The organism is Bacillus silvicola (assembly GCF_050524305.1).
Taxonomy (GTDB): domain Bacteria; phylum Bacillota; class Bacilli; order Bacillales; family Bacillaceae_G; genus Bacillus_A; species Bacillus_A cereus_AT.
On sequence record NZ_JBNGVC010000012.1, the window covers coordinates 89631 to 114127 of the forward strand.

A 24497-nucleotide genomic window follows, 5' to 3' on the forward strand; every position below is an offset into this window, starting at 1 on the left:
TTACTTTTCCCATAAGCTAAAGATTCTATTACCCATTTTCATATTTTTTGAATCAATAGGTGGAATCTCTCCGTCTATTTATCAGATCGGGTGCTTAATCTGTTCCCCAAACCGATAATTGATATAAACTTTCTTCTGTATAAAGCATATTCTTATTGGTCGACTTAATCTCCATAAAAAGTCCCTCCAATAAATTTCTTAATGGAAGGATTCATCTAAGATAGTTAATTTCACCGGTGGTTAGCTCAACTTAATGACTACGGGATCTGTCCCCATTTAGTGATGAAACCCATTATCACATTTTGTATCATGTGGCATAGGCCCGTCCAGGGAATCCAGAAAGGCAACGGCCTGTTTGAGGTTCATCAAAAATAAATGCGCGAGATCCATTGATAATCCATTTCGAACCACAACGCGCATAATCGTCACCTCTTCCATATCTGGAGGCAATGGATAAGCGGGTACTTGCCAGCCGAACACACGCAATTGTCGAGATAAATCATAAAGATTCCAGTTTAATGTGTAACCATCTTTCAGTCGCCAAGCGAAAACCGGAATATCCGAACCATCGGACAAAAGTTCGAACGGTCCCATCTTCTGAATCGCCTTACTAAGAAAAAGAGCAACTTTCTGAGAAGCCCTTTGGACATCATAGTACCCACTTTTCCCCAAACGCAGGTAATTGTAATATTGCAGGAGCACTTGTGCGCCAGGACGAGAGAAATTCAGAGCAAAAGTCGGCATGTTCCCGCCCAAATAGGAGACGCGGAAGATTAGATCCTCAGGGAGATCTTCAGCTTCTCGCCAAATTATCCAACCCAACCCAGGATAGACTAATCCATATTTATGTCCGGATACATTGATGGACTTCACCCTCGGTAATTGAAAATCCCAGACTAAATCTGGTTGAAGAAACGGTGCTATAAATCCCCCCGAAGCCGCATCCACATGCATGGGAATGTCGAGGCCCGTCCTCTCCTGTAAATCGTCCAGCGCTTTCGCAATGGCGGCAACCGGTTCGTAAAGCCCGGTATAAGTCTCACCGAGAATCGGTACTACACCAATCGTATTTTCATCCACGACAGCGAGGACCCCCTGAGGATCCAATTGGGGATGCTCTGGGCTAACCTTCACATAGCGTGGTTCAACCTCCCAATAGTTCGCGAACTTTTCCCAAACGACTTGAACAGCAGAACTAAACACGATATTGGGACGATCCACCGGTTTCCCTTCGCTTTTGCGTGCGTTTTGCCAGCGTCTCTTTAACGCAAGCCCCCCGAGCATACATGCTTCCGACGATCCAGTTGTTGAAACACCCATAGTCGTAATGGGGTTGGGCGAATGCCAGAGATTGGCTAAAATGCGGACACACCGCTCCTCAATTTCGGCTGTCTGTGGATATTCATCCTTGTCAATCATGTTCTTGTCGAATGATTTGGCATATAATTGCTCTGCGGCAGGCTCCATCCATGTGCTAACGAATGTTGCAAGATTCAAGCGGGCATTGCCATCAAGAGCAATTTCATCATGGACGATTTGATACGCTGTTTCTGGTAACATGCCTTTATCAGGCATGTGAAAGCGCGGAACGGCTGATTCTCCTTCGCGGGCAAACAGAGGATTTATAGAAAATTCGTGAGGGAGCTCCATTTGCATGTGACGCGGTACATATTGTGGATTATCTGGTACAATCTCTTTTCCTTCGTATGCATCGTTTTGAGCTTCTACTTTTCGATCCTGTGGCATACAAGTCCCCCTTAATTAATTGTTTAACGAACATATTATTTACAAAAAAACATTTGTTAAACCAAGGAGACAATTCTAATAAAAGGTGCTGCCACCAAGTGAAAGCACTGTAGAAAAAACTGTGTCTATTTTCTTGACGTAGTATCAGTTATCATTTTTTGATTTTTTAAACACTTACAATATTTAATGCATGCAGCAAAGTTGGTGCTTCTCTCACGATAACAAACAGATTAAGGACTTACTGTTGTTGTCACAGTAAGTCCATTTTTCACCGAGTCTATTTCGGCATCAATGGCGCAGGTTTTACGGGCAGCGATCGAAGGCGGGCTGGACCCGGAACAGGCGTACACCATGAGCGACATGGCAATCCAGTGCATAGAAGAAATAGATGATATAAAGTAGCTTCAAGATCACCGCAACACCGTTGCAATCGAGTTTACAAAAATGGTAAATCAGATAAATGAACACAAATCCCCTAAGCCAGTCAGGGTCTGCGAAAGTTATATTAAAAATCATATTTACGAGCCTATATCGGTGAAACGGCTCTCTGAAATTACTGGGTTAAACCCAAATTACCTGTCCTCGATGTTTAAAGCAATCACCGGATTTTCTGTATTAGGCTTTATCAATAAAGAAAAAATCAATGAAACAAAAAAGCTGCTGATAACGACAGACCTTTCCTTAACGGACATTTTGAACCTACTTCGTTTTTATGACCAGAGTCATTTCACAAAAACATTCAAAAAATACACAGGTATTACACCTAAAATCTTTAGGGATCAAAACAAGCACACATATGGGAACATAGTAATTTGTTAGGAGAATACCATTTTTATTCGGAGAAAGTGATATCATTAGATTCTTTAAGGCCACTAAAACTTTCTTAACGTTGTTAAAAACGGGGTAATCGTCAGGAAAATGAGCTTAGCGTTGTAAATCACAAAATAAAAACCCCCATTTCTCTGTATTTAAATTGAGAAATAGGGGATTAATCACTTAACAATATTGCCCGATTGTTGAGGATTTTTATTTAAAATAAATAACTGATTAATAGTCCGATTGATAATAAGAAGCCGAAAATCGTATTTGTCATCGCTGTTGATTTCATTGCGATGCGCATATACCCTGGATCCTTTGCCCCTTTTTGGAAACTTTGAATTGCAGAAATTGGCTTTTTCAAACCTAAGAACATAACTAATGCCCAAGGGCTTATATAACCCATCAATACAATTACAGCAATCCATAAATAAGCAATGAAAAAGGCTACCGCTAGTGTTACCACTGCTTTTTCTCTCCCAAGGAGGATTACTAATGTCTTTCTTCCACCTTTAATATCTTCTTCGATATCTCGGATGTTATTCGACATGTTGATTGCACCTACTAAAATTCCAATTGGAACGGAAATCAATATACTTTCAATCGTTACAGTATTCGTTTGAATAAAGAAAGCAATGAGTACAAAACATGTTCCCATTAACAATCCAGAAACTAATTCTCCAAACGGAGTGTACGCAATTGGTAATGGACCACCTGTATATAAATAGCCAACCGCCATCCCAATTAACCCAATAACGACTAACCACCAGCTACTATTCATACAAATATAAATTCCAATAAGTGCTGCTACTACATACAATAAAAGCGCAACTGTTAAAACATTTTTTGGTTTCAATCCATGACGGACAATTCCACCACCAATGCCAACAGAATCAGCGGTATCTAATCCGCGTTTGAAATCATAGTACTCATTAAATAAATTCGTTGCTATTTGCAATGCTAAACATGCGCTCATCATCGCAATAAATAAAAGCCAATCAACTTTGGCAACATAAAGTGATGCTACTGTCCCTAAAATTACAGGAGAAAACGTCGCCGTCAATGTATGTGGGCGCGTCATCTTCCATATTAATTTAGCGGGACTAATTTCTTTTTCATTCCCCATAACTCTGTTCAATCTCCCTACATTTAAGTATAAATTACTAGCAGTATCGTTCTATCTATTTCCTGCTTCACATCCATTATATCAAAAAAACGAATTGGCATAGAACTGTAATGCTCTTACTTGTTCCCCTATCACTCTTAAATTCAGTTTTTCAAAAGAAAGTCCGTTGCTCAAATTCGAACAACGGACCTTCTTTATACCAACCAATTTAAAACATCCTCAGCAATCTCTTCTGGTCTATCCCAATGCATTAGATGCCCTGTATCTTTGTAAAGCTTAGTCGTAATATCAATATGCTTCTTAAATTCCGCAATCTGCAATTCTCTTATTTCTAAATAATTATCTGGAAGATCACAATACAATAATAAAATATCGCTTTTAATTTTATGAGATTTCAATGTTTTATACACCGTATATTGAAACTTAATTACACCTCTAGCGGTATCGCCATTAGCATGCCATTTCACCTTACTATCCTCTTCTCGCATTAAATCATAAACCGCACGTTCTATTAATGGTGACCATCTGCTGTAAACCATTTCTTCTGATTGGATGAATGCTTCTTTACTGTCAAAAATATATTCATCAAAATCCTTTTCGTAATGAGTGATTTCTTCTTCTAATGATCGCGGTGGACACTCTCCTTCTTTCTCATCTTTATACAGCTTCGCAAAATAATCTGCATTCATTTCACCATGATGATAACCACCATCTAGCAAAATCATTTTATTCACTTTTTCTGGACATTCTGCCGCATAGTGAAGTGCAACGCTTGCGCCCCATGAATGTGCTAATATATGAAATGTTTCTTTTCCTATGTGCTCAAGTAATGCTACCACCCAATTTGTTAAATGGAATGCACCGTAATCTTCATCCTTCTCAAAATTTGGTGTTTTCCCATGTCCAGGTAGATCAAACGATACAATATGATATTTATCTTTTAAAAGTTCCGCTATTTCTATAAAACTTAATTTTGTACTTCCTAAACCATGAAAACAAATGATTTGAGGTTTACTTTTATCTCCCCATTCACAAACACTTGCTTGGTATTCACCAAATTCTACAAAAAAGTGATTCATTTTTAATCTCCTCTAATTATTAGATATAAATTAGTTCCAATTCAAAATTGTTTTTTCAGAATAAATAGATTCTACAAAATTATCCGAATCCCTTTTTCGCAAATAATTTTTGTAGAATGCGAGAGTTAACTCTCGTTGAAAACACCAAACGCTTACCTTCATGTTTACCGCTGCTAATATATTTAAGTTAATAGTTAGACTACATCTTCACGCCAATGAAATTAATATAGTTTAATAATTGCAGTATTCGTTTATCATATGTGTGATTTTTCAAAGTCCTATCCAGCCCATTTTTCGCTATACGTTTTCTTTCTTGTACATGTTCCAAATAGTACTCCGCTTTTTGTATAAACTCCGATGCACTATTAAAAGTTTCTATTTCAACACCTGGTATGTAATGCTTTGATACATCTGGACGTATATCCGTTAATTGAAAAGAACCTACGGCATTAATTTCAAACGTCCTATTATTTACTGAATATGCTTTGATATTTGCAGAATTACAATTCAATTCCTTATCACTTGGTGAACGATGTAAATTTATATTGATTTTAGTAGATACGTAAAATTGTAACGCATCTTCATACTTTGCAAGTGGCAAGAGTTGTATTTTATCCTTTAATCTTTCATAATTCTTTAACTTCTCCCAACCAAACCCTACAATTTTTGTGTTCTTTTCTGCTAAATACTCTGCAATCGAATCAACAAAGTTAATTCTATTTTCAAATGCTGCGCCTATAAAACTAAGATCATACTTATATGTATCTTCTTTAAGAGAAGGTTTAAATACCTCTTGATTTGCTGCTAAAGGGAGATGAAACACATTGTTACATCCTATCTCCTTATAAAACTTGATACAATTTAAATCTTGCGTAAATATGTAATCATAATACGGAACAAGATTTTGTGTTACCTCCGTATAATAAGGATCCTCTGTCAGCCAAAGTCCAGTAGTAAAGCCTGCATTCTTTAAGACTGGCATGACACTATTAAATTCTCCGCTTAAACCACTTAGTACCAAAATAAAATCTGGTTTAACTTTTAACGCAATTTTTATAGCTTTTTCTGGACTCACCATAATTGTATTGCTGTTTACCTTTTGTAAACTATTCAAAATTGCTACTTCTATCATTGGATAATAAAAAGGAATGCCTGATTGAATAAATAAAATTTTCTTAGGAGTATTGTCTTTCATGTCCTTCCTCCTATACGTATTTTCTCATTCTCCAGAAAAATACTTTAGGATTTAGCTAAAAGCCTTTTGTGTAGGCTCTGCAATCTTTATTCATTTTCATAACGTCCTACTTTATATTTATAAGCACCGTTTATGTCCATTATGTTGAACTTTCTCGACTTCACAGACTAATAAGATTTTTACAGTGAATAATTTTTCATCCTCTTTAGAAGCTGTCACGAAAGGAATAAAATTAGGTTATATTCAGCCAAATTATGAAATATAAAAAATGAATACATAAAAGAAAGAGATAACCCCTGGGAGCTATCTCTTTCTTATCGTATTTTACAAAACTTCAATAATTACGCTAATTAGATTTTACTTTTGTAATCCAGTAATAATGGTATCTATATTCCATTTCATCATTTTCAAGTAAGTATCTCCATCCTCACCTGATTTACCTAGTGAGTCTGTAAAAATTGTCCCTGCAATCGGCACGTTTGTTTCTTTTGAAACAGTTTCCATACTACGTCGATCTACACTTGTTTCTACAAATAAAGCTGGCACTTTGTTTGTTTGAATTACACTTACAACATCTCTAATTTGATCTGGAGTACCTTGGTTTTCTGAGTTAATTTCCCAAATGTATCCCGTCTTAATATCATATGCTTTTCCAAAGTATTTAAAAGCACCTTCACTAGAGATTAAGAAACGTTTTTCCTCAGGGATTTGATGAATTCTGTTCACTGTCTCATCGTGTAACTTTTGAAGTTCTGCTACATACTTGTCGGTATTTTTAGTATAGAATTCTTTATTTTTAGGGTCTTCTTTAATTAATGCCTTTTTCACATTTTCAGCATATAAAATGCCATTTTTAATATTCATCCATGCATGTGGGTCTGGTTCTTTTTCTAATCCTTTTGTCTCTAAATAAATAGCTTCTACGCCTTCACTTACTTTATACACAGGTGCATCTTTCTCTGATTTATTTGCCGTTTTTAATAGCTTTTTAAACCACGCTCCACCTTCTTCTAGATTTAATCCATTGTAAAGTACCATATCTGCATCTGTCATTTTCATAACATCTTTTGGTAGTGGATCATATTCATGCGGGTTAGCTCCAATTGGAACAAGACTATGAATCTCAACTTTATCCCCGCCAATTTGCTTCACCATATCATATATAATGGAGTATGTAGTTACAACTTTTAATTTTTCACTGCCCTCTTCTTTTCCATTTGTGTTACTATATAAGTTGAATTAAAAGATTACAATCGAATGCATAATCGATCGATCACTTTTTCAGGTGTGCGATTTAATTCCTGAATAAAAGCCTGTACATTTTTTTGAATTTCATAAATCGATGAATAAAAAACATTATGAATGATGTCTGATTTGAGCCATTTCCATACCCCTTCAATTAAATTTAAATCGGGACTGTAGGGAGGTAAAAACACTAATTCTAAGCGATGACAGTGTTTCCTTAAAAGTGGTTGGATGAGCTTCGCATGATGAATACGCGCATTATCTAGAATAAGAGCTATTTTCCCGTTGGGATACAGTTCAAGTACATGCTGAAGAAAACGAAGAAATGCTTCGGCATCATACCGCTCCTCTTCTACACAAACTAACTCACCTGTTTCATAATTAAGTGTACCAATAAGTTTAACACCTTGGTGTTTCCCATAAGTAGGAATACTGCGTTGTTTTCCTTTTAAAAACCATGTATGCTGCAGTGCTTGGTAATCGCGGATCATGGACTCATCTTGAAACAGAAGATGGTCAATCTCCTCGTTTAAAAGTTTTTTTTTATAGGCGGGGAAGGTAACTTCCCTAAACTCTTGTTGTTTCACCGGGTCTGCTTTCGCTAATGTATACGTCGGTTTTGTGTAACTAAGCCCTAAATCATGTAAAAGTCGAGACACCCCGCGAAGTGTGTAACTTACGTTCCATTCTCTTTTAATGAAAGAAGCGATAATGGATAAAGTCCAATTATGTTTAGCTGGAAATCCAACATCCACGGGTAGATGAGATGCACTCACTTGAACTAACTCCTGTTCTTGTTCAGGGGCTAATTTACGTGGTGCTCCTGTTGATTGTCCCATGAGTAAGCCATGCAATCCTTTTTCTTTGTAAGCATTCACATAATTATAGATTGTTTTTTCAGAACGACCAATCATGTTCATTATTTCTTTTATAGAAAAGCCTTGTACATAGAAATAGATCGTTTGATAACGTTCATACATTCGTTTCGTTTTAGTCGTTTTCATTGCTACAAGTAGGCTTTCTTTTTCGTTTTGGTGTACATGTGTCATTTTGCTCCGCTCCATTTGTCAATATATGTTACTTATTATATTTCGACAAACAGTAGCTGTAACCTTTTAATTCAACTTATATAGAACACGCTGTTAATGCAAATACGAAAATACAAATTACCGATAATAAAACATTTTTAAATTTCATTTTTATCCTCCAATCAATTATGACAACTCTGCTCTATTTTTTTTAATTTTGATAGCTCTCCAAAATAAACCTTGTGACGGTGAGAAAAAGAATGCCAATGCGAACAAGAATGTTGCAACAAGAACAATTGTCGCACCTGAAGCAAGATTATAAGAGAAACTAAAATATAGCCCTACTACAGATGAAAGTGCACCAATGCCTGCCGCTAAATAAATCATGACCCATAAACGATTTGTTAATAAATACGCTGTAGCCGCTGGTGTAATAAGCATAGCGACAACTAGAATAATTCCTACAGTTTGAAGTGATGCTACTGTAACCATTGTAAGTAGGATCATTAAGCCATAATGAATCCATTTGTTCGGTAACCCGTAACTTTGCGCCATCGTTGGATCAAAAGTGGATACGAGTAATTCTTTGTAAAACAGCATCACAAGCCCAATAATGACCACTCCGATAATAAGTGTCATCCACATATCTGAAGAACGAACTGATAGGACGTTCCCGAATAAAATATGATATAAATCTGAACTACTCTTCATAAAGGTAATTAAAATAATCCCTACAGCAAATACAGATGTAAACATAATCCCTATTGCCATATCATGTTTAATTCGGCTATTTTGACTTACAAATCCTATTCCAACTGCAGTAATAACACCTGTTAAAACAGCTCCTATGAAATAGTTCATACCAATCATATAAGAAAGTGCTACTCCAGGAAGAACGGCATGTGAAATGGCATCACCCATTAATGCCATACCTCGTAAAATAATAAAACATCCAATGACACCACAGATAATTCCTACCATAACGGAAGTTAATAACGCCTTTTGCAGAAAACTGTACTGCGTTAATGCATCTATAAATTCTACAATCTTCATGATGAATGTACCTCCGCTGCATTATTAAACAATATTCCTTGATTCACATATGCTTTTGACATAACAGTTGGTTCTAATACTTGTCGTACTTCTCCGCAATGAATTAAGCTTTTATTCAATAATAATAATTTATCAAAATACGATTCTGCTTTACTTAAATCATGATGTACAACAACAATTGTTTTTCCTTCTTTACGTAATTCCCTAAGAATTTTAATGATTGTCTCTTCACTTGTTACATCTATTCCAACAAACGGTTCATCTAAGAAGAATATTTCTGCCTTTTGCGCTAAAGCTCTCGCCAAAAAGACACGTTGCTGTTGTCCACCTGAAAGCTCACCAATTTGGCGATGTTTAAACTCTTCCATTCCGACTTTCTTTAGACATTCAAATGCCCAATCCCGCTCCCCTTTCTTCGGTCTTTTCATCATCCCTAAAGATGGATATGTTCCAATTAGCACGACATCTAAAACTGTGATCGGGAAGTCCCAATCTATATCACTTCTTTGCGGTACATATGCAACACTCTTTCTAACACTTCGAATATCCTCTCCAAGAATTTGAACAAATCCCTTATCATTTGGGATTAAATCCAATACAGCTTTCATTAAAGTAGATTTTCCCGCTCCGTTTGGACCAATAATTCCAACGAGATTTCCTTTTTTAATCTCAAAAGAAACATTTTGAACCACTTGATTCCCTTGATAGGATACAAATAAATCTTTGACAATTATAGCCTCAGTCATTTTTTATGTACTCCCCCTTCTTTTTTTCGTCAATGTAATTATTTTGCACAAAGGCAACTTTTAAACAAAAAAATATAATGCGAATGTAAATCCGCGCCTAAGTTTCCTTAGGGAAACTTTTTTATATGAGTCAAATTATATAAGCCAGATGCAAATTTGTAAACTAATTTTTACGAATTTATGAATATACAATAAAAATCATTATCACTATGAAACAAAATACATTATCCATTCTATGATTTTCTAAAAAGGATATTACTGTGAAAAATTAGCACTATAATAAACGAAAGAGCCCACTCATATGAGGTGGCTCCTTCTCTTTTAGAATATTTAATACGCTCTACAGCAAAAACTATGATTACGGTTAAATTACTTCCAAACAACACCTCGCCTCTCATATTCCATTCTATATTCAACAGCAGCTGCAATTTTAGAACTTGCGAACCTTTCCGTAATCCAAAGAGCTAAATCAATTCCTGAAGTAACTCCTCTTGCAGTAATAATATCGCCTTGATCTACAATTCTGTAATGAAGAAGTTCTGCTCCATATTCACTAATTTCAGTTTGCGCCAAATGATGCATTGTTGCCTTTTTATCATTCAATATACCGGATGCAGCTAGTAGCATACCTCCTGTACAAACTCCAGCAACAATCGTTCCTTCATTGTGCATCTCTCTAATCATTTCGGTCAAAGTACCAAGCTCTGCTTGCTTTCGTGCCCCATGTTCAGCTTTATGATTCCAGCCACCACCAGGTACAATTAACAAATCTGGACGATTATCCATTCGTAAAAAATCATGTAATTTAACCGTAACTCCAAACGAAGTAATAGCTTCTTGTTTTTGTTCACTCGAAACGAATTCAACCGTAAATGGTGCCCCTTCTTCTATCGCTCTTTTGAGTACCTCAAACGGTGCGAAAGAGACAAGTTCTCCGAAGCCATCAAACAATACAATTTGTATTTTCATTTTTTGAACACCTCATATCGTTTCTTTTTGAATCCCAAATTAGGAGAATACATGTTATCTACAAATTAACAATGAAGATAGTCTTTCTCCCCTCACTCTATAAACTTCCAAATGTTCTTCTAATTCCCTCTCATCACTTATTACACTTAGCGTTTTCTTCACAAAATTCCAATTCAAACTACCGGATAGCCATAGTAATGAAGACAGTCTCTTATAATCATTTGATGTTACAATATTACTAGCCTTATACCCTTCTAAAAATGCACTAGCAACACTTGGACTGACTTCATGTGATTGTATTCCTTCCGTTCGAGAGTACCATTTTAGTAAAAAGGCTAATCCCTCAATACGATCAACATAGCCAATCGATTCAAAATCTACAATTCCTTTTATCTGTTGATTTGAATCCCATAAAACATTCAAAGGATTTAAGTCTGTTTGTACGATAAACTCTAATTCACTCGTATATGCGCACTCTATATGATATTTAGCGAGCTCTATATACTCTCGTAATTCTCCACATGTGCTTGCCCTACTTTCTAGCATATGAATAAACTGGGCATACCCATCCAAATGAGATTTCTTTTGAAAAATCGAGCTTTGAAATGCGCAAGAAATATCATGAATCTTTCTTGCTTCCGTTCCGAAGGCTTTTGCGATAACTTCTGTACAATTTGTAATATGTTCTCCTTCAATCCAATTAGACAATACAAATCGGTATTGTTCATCATTCCAAATGACAAGTGTAAATGACTCTCCTGCCCTATTCTTATTTATCTGCATAAAAAGAATCCCATGCTCGCGTAAATAATACGTAAAACGCACTTGCTCTATCAGTTGTTCGTTTAATAACGTCCCAAAGGCGGGATTGATTGTTCGCTTGCTATTTATAAACCTTGCGGAATACCGCTTTCCATTTACCATTATTTTATAATGCAGATCCGTATTCCAACTATCTTTATGTAACTCTTCTTCCACTGCTAGTGAATGAATTTCTTTAAAATAATTCATTAATATATTTCTTATTATATGTTTTACCCTATTCCCCTTTCATGCAAAAATTCATTTTTGTACTTCCGAATAAAAACCTTTTAAAGTGAGGATTTTTAAGATATACCTAATTTATTCAAGTAAAAATCATATCCTACATGATTAAATACATTTCTAACTTTATCACTATGACAGAATATTCTCTATTCGTTTCATTAATTTCTGTAAACCAATTTAGTCATGACTATGTACAATAAAAAAAGAGCCAATCACCTATATAATAGAAGATTGACTCTTTTCTTTATTTACTCCCCTGTTTCTAAAAAACGTTTTATACGTTCACCAATTTCATCACGAACACGTTGAAATTCAGACCACTCTTTTCCTGCTGGGTCATCAAATCCCCAGTGAACACGATTTACATGCGGCGGAGTAGATGGACAAACAGAATCCGCATGACTACAGAGGGTAACAACTAAATCAGCGTTATTTAAAATATTTGAATCAATCATATCTGATGTTTGATTTGTTATATCGATATTTACTTCATTCATTGCTTTAATAGCATTTGGATTCACTCCATGTGCTTCAATGCCTGCAGAATATACATTCCACTTATCTCCTAAGTATTGTTTCCCCCATGCCTCTGCCATTTGGCTGCGGCATGAATTTCCTGTACATAAAAAGTAGATTGTCTTTTTGTTTTCCATGTTGTTTTCCACCTTTGTTTTTAAATTATACTGGTTGATCATTAAAATATTTACGTTTAAACCAAAAAGCGACGTTTACAAGTGCAATCATTACAGGTACTTCAACTAACGGTCCAATGACAGCTGCGAATGCCGCGCCTGAATGAATACCAAACACACCAACTGCTACAGCAATTGCTAACTCAAAGTTATTACTACCTGCTGTAAATGCTAACGTTGTAGTCACCGGATAGTTTGCACCAATTTTTCTTCCCATAAAGAAAGAAACAAAAAACATTACAATAAAATAAATGAGTAATGGAATTGCTATTCTTACTACATCTAGTGGCACGCTAACAATCATCTCCCCTTTTAAAGAGAACATAATGATGATTGTAAATAGCAATGCAAGTAATGTAAGTGGACTAATTTTAGGTATAAATACCTTTTCATACCACTGTCTTCCTTTTAACTTCACTAGTACAAAGCGTGTCAACATACCTGCTATAAAAGGAATTCCCAAATAGATAAATACTGATTTCGCTACTTCTACCATTGTAATATCGACAATAGCACCTTCAATCCCTAACCATTCCGGGATTACTGTTACGAACACGTATGCATAAACCGAGAAGAATAACATTTGAAATACAGAATTAAAAGCAACTAAACCAGCTGCATACTCTTTATCCCCATCAGCAAGGTCGTTCCAAACAATTACCATTGCAATACAACGTGCTAAACCAATCATAATGAGCCCGACCATGTATTCTGGTTTATCAGGAAGAAAAATAATTGCTAACACAAACATAAGTACAGGTCCGATAATCCAGTTTTGTACTAAAGATAGAACTAGCACTTTTACATCTTTAAATACTCGGCCCATTTCCTCATAGCGAACTTTCGCTAATGGTGGGTACATCATTACAATTAAACCAACAGCGAGCGGAATAGACGTCGTGCCAACTTGTAATGAATTCAGTCCGTCTACTACACTAGGAAACACAAATCCTAAACCAATTCCAATAGCCATCGCTAGAAAAATCCATAGTGTTAAATATCGGTCTAGAAAAGATAAACGTTTCATTTTATTTTCCATCTCCCATTAACAACAAGAATTTTTATCTACTACGTTAGAAATCGTGCAACAAGATGACTCTTCTATTTTGTGAACATCACTATCTGCTTTTGTATAAAAGAATTCCCACTCATTACCATCAGGATCCGTTACCCAAAACTTATCTTGCACTGCATAGCAACAAGTTGTATCCATCTCATCACGCGCAAAGAAACCCTCTTTTTCTAATCTTTCTTTATGTAATATGATTTCTTCAGCTGTATCCACTTGAAAACCAAAATGATTTACCTGATTTCCATTCACTTCATCTCGCACGTTCAGCGTGAAATTAAGTCCTGGTGTCTCTAATAAAAATTTTGCATAATCCATTTTCACCTTAACTGGTGATACACCGAATACCTTTTCATAAAATTCAATAGACTTCTCTAAATTCGTAACGTTTATACCGACGTGAACATATTTCATACCTTATTCCTCCTCTTTATATATTATTAATCAATTTTTTTTGATTAATAGCGCAAAATTTTAACAACAACTACCTTTTCCTGTTTTTCTAAAGATACAGCACAATTCTTCTGATAATAAATTATTCACTTCCGCATCATTTAAATCATAATAACTCCACGTACCTTTTGTTTCTTTTACAATTAAACCTGCATCTAATAAAATCTTCAAATGATAGGACAACTTAGATTGCGTCATTTCAAAAATCTCTGTTAAATCACATACACAAGTCTGACCTCGCTGACAAAGTTCATACATAATCTCTAAACGCTTCTGATCCGCCAACGCTTTAAATTTTTTCTCATAGAGCTGAAAATCTTGTGCCATTTTAGTTCACTCTCCCTTCATCAATTTTTTTTGATGTTTATAGTATATACGCTGATTAGTTCTTTATGCAACTGATTAATCAATTTTTTTTGATTTACAAAAAGCTTCCTCGCACCATAACTTTGCTACAACTAAAAAGGACCATAGCCTTTTCAAAAATGAAAAACTACGGTTCTTTTTACAACTTAATAGTTAAAATATTTCCGAAGAATGGAGTCTCTATAACTGTTTTTAATTTTAATTTGATCGTTATAGAGTAGTGCCCCTATAAACAAAACCCTCCAGAAACATCTAAAATCTGCCCCGTTACCCAGCGGCTATCAGAAGAAGCAAGGAATGCTACTGCATCTGCGATATCTTCAACTTGCCCTATTCGTCCAAACACAGATGAGTTCGTAGCAAAACTTCGTATTTCAGGATCATCTAGCAATTTCGCATTAATATCTGTCTTCGTATATCCAGGCATAATTGCATTCACTGTTATACCTCTTTCTCCAAGATGCTTAGCTAGAGGAAGTGTCATCGTATTTAATGCCCCTTTACTTAAACCGTATGCAATTGAGCCTGTAAAACCAAGTCGTACTTCAGCTGATGAAATGTTAATAATGCGTCCCTCTGCTCGTAGTAACGGTAATGTTTGCTGAATTAAGAAGAACGGTGCTTTAATATTTACAGACATAATTTCATCAAAAACTTCTTCTGTCGTATTTTCAATCGTTCCTTGTGTACCTATCCCTGCATTGTTTACTAAAATATCAATCTCTGATGTACCAACTCTTATTTGTAATTCATTCTTTAATTGTTCTACTAGATTTTTGACACCATCAATTGAATTGAAATCTGCTTCAATTAAGAGCGCCTTTCCTCCATTAGATTCAATCTCACTAATCGTTTCATCTGCAGCTTCCTTATTTCGGCCGTAGTGAATCGCAACTAATGCACCGTCGTTTGCCAATCTCATCGCAATCGCACGACCAATACCGCGACTCGCCCCGTTTACTAACGCTACTTTCCCATCAAGATTCTTCATTTTTCCCATCCTTCCTAAATTTCCGTTTGATAAAGTGAAACTTTAATCAGCCCTCACCAATCGGGCTTTTACGGGCAGTCGCTCTCCCACCTAACCTCTTTGCTCCAGCTGAATTTTGAGGTGGGAGTTTTACTGCCCGGCAAATAGCAGGATAAATCCTATACTTACATTTTCATTTAAAAACCAATAATTTTAAATATAGATTTATAGGTAATTAAGTTCGTTAACTTATGATATTATAGTTATAATTTGTGATTTACTTTAGAAAACAAAAAGAGGAGGCTACACAATGCAAAATGCAGTAAAATTAGATGAAGTTGACCATAAAATTATGAACTTGTTGTATGAAAATGCGAGAATTTCTGTTTCAGAAATAGGACGAATTATATCCATGACGCAGCCTGCTGTAAAAGAGCGTATTAATAAACTTGAAGATCAAGGAGTTATAGCAGCTTATCGAACAAAATTTGAGCCTTCCAAAATTAATAAAAACATTCAAGCATTCATCATGTTTAAAACGAGCCAATGCTCTGATTTTATCCAATATTGTAATGCCGCTCCTGAAGTAACAGATTTATATCGAATTAGCGGGGAATTTAATTATATGATGAAGGTCATGAGCGATTCGATGGATTCTCTCGCTGCATTTTTAGACTCTTTAATGCAATTCGGATTATCGTCTCCTTTAATTGTTTTAAAGAGTGAGTTTGAGGAGAAATTGTCGTTCTAATAAAGGGATACGTATTATCCCCCGATAACAGTAAAAGTTTTTCCTTTATGAGAGAAACCAACAAAATCAATGATTAGTAAACAAAAAAGAACATTGATTTTCCAATGTTCTTTTTTACATTTCTGCTTATTAATTAGATTCCTCGTTGAATAAATTCCCCTTATCCCTGATTCCTCTGCGCTTCCTTAAACTCTTCCTTCACCTTCTCTAACAGCCCTTCTTCCGTAATTAATCGATACGCCGTATTTGCAAGTGCTTTTGCGGATGTAATTAGCGCTTTATCTCCGAGTTCTGAACGTGCTGCTTCTCTAAATTCATTCGTATGTGCAATTAAATCATCTGGTCCGATTTTAATGTATGGATGTATTGTCGGTACGACTTGGCTTACGTTTCCTGCGTCTGTTGAGCCGATTCCAATTCTTTCTTTACGATTTACGTCTTCACCTTGTAGTTCTAGTTCTTCGGCTACGACGTCATTAAATGTTTTTGTTACGAGTAATTCATCGATTTCATTTTGGAATTGATGAATTTTCACTTTCGTACCTGTTGCTAACGCTGCTCCTTGTGCGATATTTTTTACTTTTTCTGTTACTTCCGCACATCTTTTTCGCGTTGCTGCACGAATGAAGAACCTTGCTGCGGCGTAGTCAGGAATAATGTTAGGTGCTTTTCCGCCCTCTGTAATAACACCATGAATTCTCACATCTGACGGCAATTGTTGGCGAAGTGCGTTAATACTGTTATACAGCTGGATAATCGCATCTAATGCGTTAATCCCTTCTTCTGGTGAGGCTGCTGCATGAGCTGTTTTACCGTAAAAATGAAAATCAAGTGGATCGACTGCTAGTGAGGGACTTGTTGTTGCTGTTTTTCCGCTTGGATGGATCATAAGTGCTGCATCAATATTATTAAATAAACCAGCTTTTACATAACTCGATTTTGCGCTACCATTTGGTCCGCCTTCCTCTGCTGGTGTTCCAAACACGACAACTTCTCCGCCGATTTCTTCAAGTGTTTCTGATAAAGCAATTGCTGCTGCAACACTAATTGTGCCAATTAAATTGTGACCACACGCATGACCGAGCCCCGGTAAAGCATCATACTCAGCTAAAAATGCGATAACTGGCCCTTGTTTTCCTGAACTTTTTCGTGCGATAAAACCTGTTTCATGTCCCGCTATATTGTGCTGCAGTTGGAATCCTGCACTACCTAGTAATAAACTTAACATTCTTGATGCGTAAAACTCTTGGTTACCAATCTCCGGATTCGCATGAATATCATGACTTGTTTCTATGTACTTTTCCTTATTTCTTTCTATACTCTCTTCAATCGTTTTTCTTTGTGACGTTACTCCTGTCGCTCCCATTTTTCTTCCTCCTTTTATTTTCACGTAAAAAAGCCTCTTTCTAAAAGATAGAAAGAGGCTTTGAAATATACATTCAAAATGAGCTTCTTTCTTATCTTTCAAGTTACCTTGCTGGAATTGGCACAGTATTCATAAAGAATCCGCTGCCGAGGTGTCATAGGGCCAGTCCCTCAACCTCTCGTGATAAGAATTTTCATAAAATTATATTAAATTATTTTCATTCTAAATTCATTCCGAATAAAAGTCAAGGAATTCCTATCCGAATTTACCGAATATCTAAAAATCCTTTTAATACACCAATTGTCTCCGGTGCTTGCAGTCTTGCACATATGTACGGAAATTCCGTACTACCTTCAAACATCATTTGAGATGTGAGAGGTGCCCCTGCCCAAAAGATTTCATCATCAATTACTATAAACGGGAACGCTTTGTTTTGCCTTTGTAACTTTACATTTTTTAATGGAACTGGTCCGTCACTATACACTGTTATTTGCGCATTTGTACGCATTAACGCTTGCCATACTCGTTTATCCACTTGTCTTGTACTTGGAAGTGAAATGATAATTTTTCGTTTTGCCGCTAGAATATCTTTTAATAACCCTTTCGGCTCTTCAAGATTCATTTCCATAAACCAGCGTAAACGTTTCGAAATTTTTCGCTCCCACAATTGTCTTGATGTCGTTCGATCATACACATCACCGTGACGTTCTATATGTGCAGTTAATTGTGATAACGCTTGTTTTCTCGAAAGGTTTTTACGCATATAATGGCAATCCGATAATTGAATGAATTTCCCTCTCGCTCTCGTTACTGCTACATTGACGAGGCGATGGTTTTTATGATCAAAGAATAACACACCAGGACGTTCCTGCGGATAACTATCAACCGTATCAAAGATCATCATATCTCTTTCAGAACCTTGAAACTTATGAACTGTTGCCGCTAATACTGGTATGTTTTGATATTTCGTTCTCTGTAACATTTCTCTAATACATGTTGATAAAAAGCGGGACTGTGCTCGGTACGGTGTAACTACACCAATTGATTGAACACCGTCTAACAGTCCAATTAGCATCATTTGCATTGCCACTAAACCAGACATAATATTAAAACGCGAACCAGAAGCAGCATCTTTTAACGAAAATGCTCCCATTAAGCTCGTATCAAATAAAACACTCGCTTCATTTGCGAACGGTTGTAGTTGCGCAAGTTCTTTACGCTCTGAAACAGATGGATGATCGTACACTCTATTTTTATAAATAAATGAGTTCGTAAACTTCGATATGTCTGCATGCATACGTCTTTGTTCCTGCAACATAAAAAGGTTGGGATGTGCTTCTGATTTATTTACAGTATCAACAATCCCGGCATGATAAAACATATCTTCGCCGAGCCATTTTCGAACGAGTTCATGGTTCGCCATTGCGATCGGAGGTAACTGTAAAAAGTCACCGCAAACGACGATACGTTTTCCAAGTGAAGCTGCTAATGCAATTTGCGGGACATAGGCCATACTTACTTCATCTACGACAACTAAATCAAATGTGCGATCATAAATAAGCGCATCAATTGCACATTTTGATAAAGTCGCACCGATTACTTTCGCATTTTCAATATATTCTTTTTCTACTTCTTTAATTTTCGCTTTTTGCTTTCGAAGATCACTTTCTATCTCTTGTATACGCTTCTTATCAGCAGAAGTCGCTTTATATGATAAAATCTTTTCACGAAGATCTTGTCGTGTCTCTTCTAAATAAAGTCTTTCTTCTCCCCAAGATCCGTTCGTCGTTTCAACCAACTTCGATGCTAGTAATGTTTCATGATTTCGTATATGCTCATGTTGACTATAACCGTAACGAACGATTTCACCAGGTGTCCATTTCTTTTTCTTCTCAATTTGCTTCGTTACTTCACTCATTAATACGTCAACTGCCGCATTACTATGAGCTAACACAAGTACCGATTTCCCTTTTTGATAATGAGCCGAAATAATACGTGATAAATTGTAAGACTTCCCTGTTCCCGGTGGTCCCCACACGTACGTTGTCGGATTGTAAAACGACCGATACGCCAATTCATTTTTCGGATTTTTCATCTTCTCAATATGTTTCGGACTGCTCGTTCCCTCTACTAAACGTTTAATTCGTTGACGTCTTAGTTTATCTTTACGGGCTTCCTTCAAACGCTCTTGCAGCTGTTCTAATAGTTGCCACGGTTCACTGTATAAAACCGCTTCTCTTATTTCGCCTTGTATATAATCATTTAATTTCAATTCGATTTCTAATCCATGCACAGATAGTACTTCCCCTGTCGCTTCCTCACCATCGAACTCAATTCGAATTGGTGAACCTTCAGGTATGCTTACTTCCGAAATAAGCTGAAAGACATATACCGTACTTTCATAATCTGTATATAAAAAACGACCGTTCATGATAGAAATTTTACTACCACCTATCGTTTTCCAATGTTTAATTTCATACGCTAACGCATAATGCCACTCTTTCATTGTTTCCGATAATGAAGGAGTTTGAGTAGGTGTATTCATCGTATAATCTCCTTCCTTCTCCCCAAACATACTTTCTCACTATACCATATAACAAGCTCAAAATTGTAAGGTTTTTATCTTGATTATTTTCTTAATTTTCAATAATATATTGTATATAATTTTCAGAAAGAAGGAATCTACATGCCAGTTAGAAGAATTGAACACGTAGGACTTATGGTTGCAAACTTAGAAACATCTATCTCATTTTATGAAGAAGTAGTCGGCTTACAGCTCCTTAAACGTATGGGGCATCCAAACCCAGATTTAAAACTCGCTTTTTTAGGTGTGGAAGAATCGAAGGAAACAATACTCGAATTAATTGAAGGTTATAATTCTTCTCTTCCAGCAGAAGGAAAAGTACATCACATTTGCTTTAAAGTGGATTCATTAGAGGAAGAAATCGAAAGACTACAAAAACACAAAGTAACCTTTCTACTAGGAGAAGAAATTGAAACATTACCGGATGGAACACGTTACATATTCTTCGCTGGTCCTGATGGAGAGTGGATTGAGTTTTTTGAGACAGAAAGATAAAGCTCACACCGATCGGGCCATTTAATGGAGCGAGTTTGTGGAAGGTGAAAAACTATGAAAAAATTTTCTCGAACAGGAAAAATATTATTAGCTTTTGGCGCAGGTCAATTGTTTTGGGGACTTGTAATGCTTATTGGAACTAATTTATTTGAGCACACGGGTAACACAGTGAAATATAATATTCTAATCACCGGAATGGTTTGTTGCATTGCATCTAACTTTTTTAGAGAACCTAAGAGCTAACTAATACGTGAGTTATACTTCCTGTTATAAATAACTTTATTATCAACATAAGGAGCAGAAACTGATGAATACAGTCTTTATTATCGTTTTTTGGGTACTTATACTATTTCCACTTCTTTATATAATCCTGATAAAGAAGTGGAATATAAAAGTAGCTACCTTATTTGTTGGAAGAATTCTATTAAGCATTGTCTATTTCATAAATGGAATGGTGTTAGGACTGCAACGAAATTGGATAGATCCTCCCTATGAAACCGAATGGGATTTCTTTATAAAGTCTTTACTAAAAGGAAAAACTGATGCACTTATACACTTGCTACTTCTAATTATTCTTGTCACATTCGACTTAATAATCTTATTTTATTATAGAAATAAAAAGAATTAGCATGTCTCCCTATTTCTTTTATCTTATCCCATATTGATGCGTAGGAAACAACCTTATTTATTATACGACAAAACAATGATAAATACGGACCTGTTATCAGGTCTTCTTTGTTACACTCTTTTTTAAAACACATAGCCCAAACAGAATTTGTTATTCCTAGTTACTAAACAATAGTAATGTTTATAATTTTGCAACATGTATAGATGGGTATATATATATTGCAATTTTAGCAAATTACAAATAAATTTGCATTTACTGTGACCCTTACCTCCCAGTAAGGGTCTTACCCTTTTATAAATAACTATTTCAATACAACTTTTTTCACAGTACTTTCACGTCAATTTCACAAACTCAAGAACTCTCAGATGTTACACTTAATACATCCTTTTCCAAGGAACTATATGCCGATACATGAATCCCTATCTATATAGGGATTCTTTTGTGCGAGATCCTCCTCACCATCAATTTAAGAATTCAAAAAAAGAAGGGGTTCATCCCCCTCCTTTTTAAGCTTGCTCCGACTGTCGGAATTATTTAATAGAACCACGATTCAGTTCCGTTAATTTTTCATTGATGCTAAAAATTCTTACTCTAATATCTTTAACACCAGCTGCTTGAAGTCTGTTCTTGTGCATTTCCGCGTATTTTTCAGCATCTTGTTTTTCTTCAAATACATAGATGCCACCAGCTTCTTTTGTCTCTTGATTCTCTGTCCATATTTTCCAATGGAACCCTTCTTCTTCGTTAATACTTTTTGCTAAATCCCAAAATGCTTTTTCCATTTCTTCACCAAAAGGACCTTCAAACGGAAAATCAACTTGTAGTAAATATGCCATCTTTACTCACTCCTATTTTTAATATAAAATCCATCAGGAATTCCTTTGTATAAAAATCCTTCCCATTCTTTTACTGATTATGTTTTTTTCGATTCTAATAATGGGAATGTCTCAAGTTAGCGCTACTATTATTCCAGTACTAGTTTGAGGCTTTCCCTATTCTTTATTGTATTTAAAAATTAAAGAGTTATTAAAAGCTCATTAAAAAGAGATCTATTTAGACTTAAGATTCCTACCTATATATTGAACAATTTTTCTAAACTCTGTCGATGTTGAACGACCAAATGGAATCGTTTGTCTCTGTTGATATAGTAGTTGTCCATTTTTCTTCATAAGAAAGTAGGCAGGTTTTCCATGAGTACCATGGGCTTCATAAGGGATAGCATCGCCATGATAGAAAACATCATAAGCTTTTAAATCAACCAGATATTCATCTGATCCAATCAGGAATGATAAATTATTTTCCAATACCATATTCCTTAAGAATTATCCGGTTAATTACTATTTATCTAAATACATTCATACTACTAATTAATAAGCAACGCTATGAGTAGTGCCGACACACTCAAAATGCACGTTAAGGTACGCGTGTGATTCAGCAACGTCCAACGGGATTCAAATTTGACTCTGAGTTCATCCCATCCAGAATCTCTTACAGGTAGTTCAGCTGAGATAATTGCTCTATTCATCGGAAGGTTTCCTGTGAAAGTGATCAGTAGAGTGGCAACATAACTAATCAATGCGATTAATCCTAAAATAACTTTATCAAATTGCTGTAGGTAAACGGCTAATACAACAAAACCAATCTGCGCTATAAGAGCACCGTTTGAAATGAAGAGAAAAATCGGATTAGCCACTGATGAGGTAAAGTGTCTAACCGAAAGAACGAAGGTACGATCATCCGAATTCCGAAGGCCAGGCATGACAGAATTTGAGTATGCAAAAACGGTTCCAGCAACAATACTTGTTGTCAATATAGCAAGAAACGCTAAGACGTTGAAAAATAATAACCCATTCATATGTTTTCACACCCCCTATCTATAAAATAATTACAAAACGATACCAGCTTAAACGCATAAAGTTTAACAGTTTTCGGTTATGTTTAAAAAATATGATAACAACTTATCCCTAAACTAAGGACAAACAAAACAAGCGCAGGTATTGCTTTCTTAAAGGGATCTTTCGCTAATACAATAAGAGTTAATGCAGCTGCAAGCATCGTACCGCCTAACAACAATCCTGCCAATAAAGCTGCCATTGGGACCCAAATTCCTATCAACATTCCAATTGCTCCTACAATCTCAAAAGCCCCAGTTAAGAAATTAAAAAACGAAGGTAAACCAAATCGTTTGAACTCATCTGCCATTTTCCCAGATATAATTTTCGTACCTGTCATTAAAAAGAACAGAAACAATACAACTTTTACTACATTGATTAATATTAAAATAGCAATCACATCTTTCTTATTTATTTGATATTTTTACATGCTATAGCATATATAATACAAAAATTTGACTGGTACTAGGAAAAAAGGTGATTCTGAATCAAATATCATACAAAATAAAGCTATCTCCCCATTACTCGAAACAAATAATATATGCTATAGCATATATTATACCTAAAACAAAGTTTGTCCCTTATAAATAGCATAGCATCAATAAGGAACAAATATTAATAACGTGTATCATACAATTTGTTTAATAATGATTGTAATACTTTAATCTCTTCCTCGCTCAAATTACTCGTAACGAAATGGTGAGCATCTTTCACTACAGGCAAGATTTCTTTTTTTAACTCGTCACCTTTTTCAGTTAAAAAAAGGTTGTGTGAACGCCTATCTTGGTCATTCAAAGCCTTCTTTACAATCCCTTTTCTCTCCATTGATTGTATCATTCTTACGACAGTAGTTTGATCTTTATCAATAGCTTCTGCTAACTCTTTTTGAGTAGTTCCCCTTTGGCTACAAAGAACACTAATAATCCCCCACTGCTCTGGCGTAACTCCAAAAGGCTTTAATTTCTTAGTAAAATAATTGGTCATTTTCACATCAGTACGATGAACAAGATAGCCTATTAAATCATGTAAATTCATGTTTCACCTCTATAAATTAAGATATAAAAGGATATAGCATACCAGTCAATTATTCACAGTGAATGCATTTGTTTCACTAATTATATGCTATGACATATATATTAAATTAGGTCATTTTAATTGTCAAATGAATTACCTATTATTCT

General features: G+C 35.6%; 26 protein-coding genes, 1 pseudogene and 1 riboswitch. Of the genes and pseudogenes, 5 read left to right on the forward strand and 22 right to left on the reverse strand.

The annotated features are described in order from the left end of the window. Window positions 1–276 precede the first annotated feature (276 nt). Window positions 277–1746 (reverse strand): glutamate decarboxylase, encoded by a 1470-nt coding sequence (gene gad, locus ACP6L7_RS12335; RefSeq protein ID WP_097830260.1) that lies wholly within the window; start codon window positions 1744–1746, stop codon window positions 277–279. 444 nt (window positions 1747–2190) lie between these two features. On the opposite strand from gad, the gene ACP6L7_RS12340 reads away from it, so the two are divergent. Continuing rightward, window positions 2191–2565 carry a helix-turn-helix transcriptional regulator gene (locus ACP6L7_RS12340; RefSeq protein ID WP_097830261.1) on the forward strand — a complete coding sequence of 125 codons (375 nt, stop codon included), beginning with the start codon at window positions 2191–2193 and terminating at the stop codon, window positions 2563–2565. A gap of 211 nt (window positions 2566–2776) precedes the next feature. On the opposite strand, the gene menA is transcribed toward ACP6L7_RS12340, so the two are convergent. From menA to ACP6L7_RS12410, 14 genes and pseudogenes are all read right to left on the reverse strand, one after another. Continuing rightward, window positions 2777–3688 carry a 1,4-dihydroxy-2-naphthoate polyprenyltransferase gene (gene menA, locus ACP6L7_RS12345; protein WP_097830262.1) on the reverse strand — a complete coding sequence of 304 codons (912 nt, stop codon included), beginning with the start codon at window positions 3686–3688 and terminating at the stop codon, window positions 2777–2779. A 194-nt stretch (window positions 3689–3882) separates the two neighbouring features. Then, the gene (locus tag ACP6L7_RS12350; protein WP_097830263.1) at window positions 3883–4767 is read right to left on the reverse strand and encodes an alpha/beta fold hydrolase; all 885 of its coding nucleotides are present in this window, start codon (window positions 4765–4767) and stop codon (window positions 3883–3885) included. Between the two features lie 199 nt (window positions 4768–4966). Continuing rightward, window positions 4967–5962, reverse strand: a complete 996-nt coding sequence (locus ACP6L7_RS12355) for a CgeB family protein (RefSeq protein ID WP_097830264.1) — start codon at window positions 5960–5962, stop codon at window positions 4967–4969. 357 nt (window positions 5963–6319) lie between these two features. Beyond that, window positions 6320–7189, reverse strand: a pseudogene (gene mntA, locus ACP6L7_RS12360) (manganese ABC transporter substrate-binding protein/adhesin MntA); the annotation flags it as partial. A gap of 20 nt (window positions 7190–7209) precedes the next feature. Then, the gene (locus ACP6L7_RS12365) at window positions 7210–8256 is read right to left on the reverse strand and encodes an IS630 family transposase (RefSeq protein ID WP_430529145.1); all 1047 of its coding nucleotides are present in this window, start codon (window positions 8254–8256) and stop codon (window positions 7210–7212) included. A gap of 165 nt (window positions 8257–8421) precedes the next feature. Next, window positions 8422–9288: a metal ABC transporter permease gene (locus ACP6L7_RS12370; protein ID WP_097830266.1), complete on the reverse strand. Its 867-nt coding sequence runs from the start codon at window positions 9286–9288 to the stop codon at window positions 8422–8424. After that, window positions 9285–10034 (reverse strand): metal ABC transporter ATP-binding protein, encoded by a 750-nt coding sequence (locus ACP6L7_RS12375; protein ID WP_097830267.1) that lies wholly within the window; start codon window positions 10032–10034, stop codon window positions 9285–9287. Before ACP6L7_RS12375 ends, ACP6L7_RS12370 begins: the two co-directional genes overlap by 4 nt. Window positions 10035–10403: 369 nt before the next feature. Next, window positions 10404–11003 carry a DJ-1/PfpI family protein gene (locus ACP6L7_RS12380; RefSeq protein WP_097830268.1) on the reverse strand — a complete coding sequence of 200 codons (600 nt, stop codon included), beginning with the start codon at window positions 11001–11003 and terminating at the stop codon, window positions 10404–10406. Between the two features lie 54 nt (window positions 11004–11057). Next, window positions 11058–12014 carry a phosphotransferase gene (locus ACP6L7_RS12385; protein WP_097830269.1) on the reverse strand — a complete coding sequence of 319 codons (957 nt, stop codon included), beginning with the start codon at window positions 12012–12014 and terminating at the stop codon, window positions 11058–11060. 284 nt (window positions 12015–12298) lie between these two features. Next, window positions 12299–12703, reverse strand: coding sequence for an arsenate reductase (thioredoxin) (gene arsC, locus ACP6L7_RS12390; RefSeq protein ID WP_097830270.1), 405 nt, complete (start codon window positions 12701–12703; stop codon window positions 12299–12301). A 25-nt stretch (window positions 12704–12728) separates the two neighbouring features. Continuing rightward, a complete protein-coding gene (arsB, locus tag ACP6L7_RS12395; RefSeq protein ID WP_097830271.1) occupies window positions 12729–13769 on the reverse strand; it encodes an ACR3 family arsenite efflux transporter in 1041 nt (346 codons plus the stop codon). 18 nt (window positions 13770–13787) lie between these two features. Further along, entirely contained in the window at window positions 13788–14225 is a 438-nt protein-coding gene (locus ACP6L7_RS12400; protein ID WP_097830272.1) for an ArsI/CadI family heavy metal resistance metalloenzyme, read from the reverse strand. Window positions 14226–14285: 60 nt separating this feature from the next. After that, the gene (arsR, locus tag ACP6L7_RS12405; RefSeq protein ID WP_000046014.1) at window positions 14286–14591 is read right to left on the reverse strand and encodes an arsenical resistance operon transcriptional regulator ArsR; all 306 of its coding nucleotides are present in this window, start codon (window positions 14589–14591) and stop codon (window positions 14286–14288) included. A gap of 265 nt (window positions 14592–14856) precedes the next feature. Continuing rightward, window positions 14857–15621, reverse strand: coding sequence for an SDR family oxidoreductase (locus ACP6L7_RS12410; protein WP_430529276.1), 765 nt, complete (start codon window positions 15619–15621; stop codon window positions 14857–14859). A gap of 289 nt (window positions 15622–15910) precedes the next feature. On the opposite strand from ACP6L7_RS12410, the gene ACP6L7_RS12415 reads away from it, so the two are divergent. After that, window positions 15911–16351 carry an Lrp/AsnC family transcriptional regulator gene (locus ACP6L7_RS12415; RefSeq protein WP_097830274.1) on the forward strand — a complete coding sequence of 147 codons (441 nt, stop codon included), beginning with the start codon at window positions 15911–15913 and terminating at the stop codon, window positions 16349–16351. Between the two features lie 160 nt (window positions 16352–16511). On the opposite strand, the gene ACP6L7_RS12420 is transcribed toward ACP6L7_RS12415, so the two are convergent. Together ACP6L7_RS12420 and ACP6L7_RS12425 are read right to left on the reverse strand one after the other, a co-directional pair. After that, entirely contained in the window at window positions 16512–17717 is a 1206-nt protein-coding gene (locus tag ACP6L7_RS12420; RefSeq protein ID WP_097830275.1) for a M20 family metallopeptidase, read from the reverse strand. A gap of 88 nt (window positions 17718–17805) precedes the next feature. Further along, window positions 17806–17907, reverse strand: a riboswitch (SAM riboswitch). A 75-nt stretch (window positions 17908–17982) separates the two neighbouring features. Continuing rightward, complete coding sequence (locus ACP6L7_RS12425) at window positions 17983–20292, reverse strand: AAA domain-containing protein (RefSeq protein WP_141533430.1); 2310 nt, start codon at window positions 20290–20292, stop codon at window positions 17983–17985. A gap of 111 nt (window positions 20293–20403) precedes the next feature. Here ACP6L7_RS12425 and ACP6L7_RS12430 point away from each other — a divergent pair, with 111 nt between their 5' ends. The 3 genes from ACP6L7_RS12430 to ACP6L7_RS12440 all read left to right on the forward strand — a co-directional run bounded on the left by ACP6L7_RS12430 (window position 20404) and on the right by ACP6L7_RS12440 (window position 21424). Then, window positions 20404–20796 carry a VOC family protein gene (locus ACP6L7_RS12430; protein WP_097830277.1) on the forward strand — a complete coding sequence of 131 codons (393 nt, stop codon included), beginning with the start codon at window positions 20404–20406 and terminating at the stop codon, window positions 20794–20796. Window positions 20797–20850: 54 nt separating this feature from the next. Beyond that, entirely contained in the window at window positions 20851–21039 is a 189-nt protein-coding gene (locus ACP6L7_RS12435; RefSeq protein ID WP_097830278.1) for a hypothetical protein, read from the forward strand. 64 nt (window positions 21040–21103) lie between these two features. Continuing rightward, window positions 21104–21424, forward strand: coding sequence for a hypothetical protein (locus ACP6L7_RS12440; RefSeq protein ID WP_141533429.1), 321 nt, complete (start codon window positions 21104–21106; stop codon window positions 21422–21424). Window positions 21425–21954: 530 nt separating this feature from the next. Here ACP6L7_RS12440 and ACP6L7_RS12445 read toward each other — a convergent pair. The 5 genes from ACP6L7_RS12445 to ACP6L7_RS12465 form a co-directional block, all read right to left on the reverse strand. Next, a complete protein-coding gene (locus ACP6L7_RS12445; protein WP_097830280.1) occupies window positions 21955–22260 on the reverse strand; it encodes a monooxygenase in 306 nt (101 codons plus the stop codon). Window positions 22261–22473: 213 nt separating this feature from the next. Continuing rightward, on the reverse strand, window positions 22474–22728 hold the full coding sequence (locus tag ACP6L7_RS12450) for a hypothetical protein (protein ID WP_264447068.1): 255 nt from the start codon (window positions 22726–22728) through the stop codon (window positions 22474–22476). A gap of 59 nt (window positions 22729–22787) precedes the next feature. Beyond that, complete coding sequence (locus ACP6L7_RS12455; RefSeq protein WP_097830281.1) at window positions 22788–23279, reverse strand: anthrone oxygenase family protein; 492 nt, start codon at window positions 23277–23279, stop codon at window positions 22788–22790. 83 nt (window positions 23280–23362) lie between these two features. Beyond that, window positions 23363–23713, reverse strand: coding sequence for a DoxX family protein (locus ACP6L7_RS12460; protein ID WP_097830346.1), 351 nt, complete (start codon window positions 23711–23713; stop codon window positions 23363–23365). A 218-nt stretch (window positions 23714–23931) separates the two neighbouring features. Beyond that, the gene (locus tag ACP6L7_RS12465; protein WP_097830282.1) at window positions 23932–24351 is read right to left on the reverse strand and encodes a MarR family winged helix-turn-helix transcriptional regulator; all 420 of its coding nucleotides are present in this window, start codon (window positions 24349–24351) and stop codon (window positions 23932–23934) included. Between the last annotated feature and the right edge of the window lie 146 nt (window positions 24352–24497).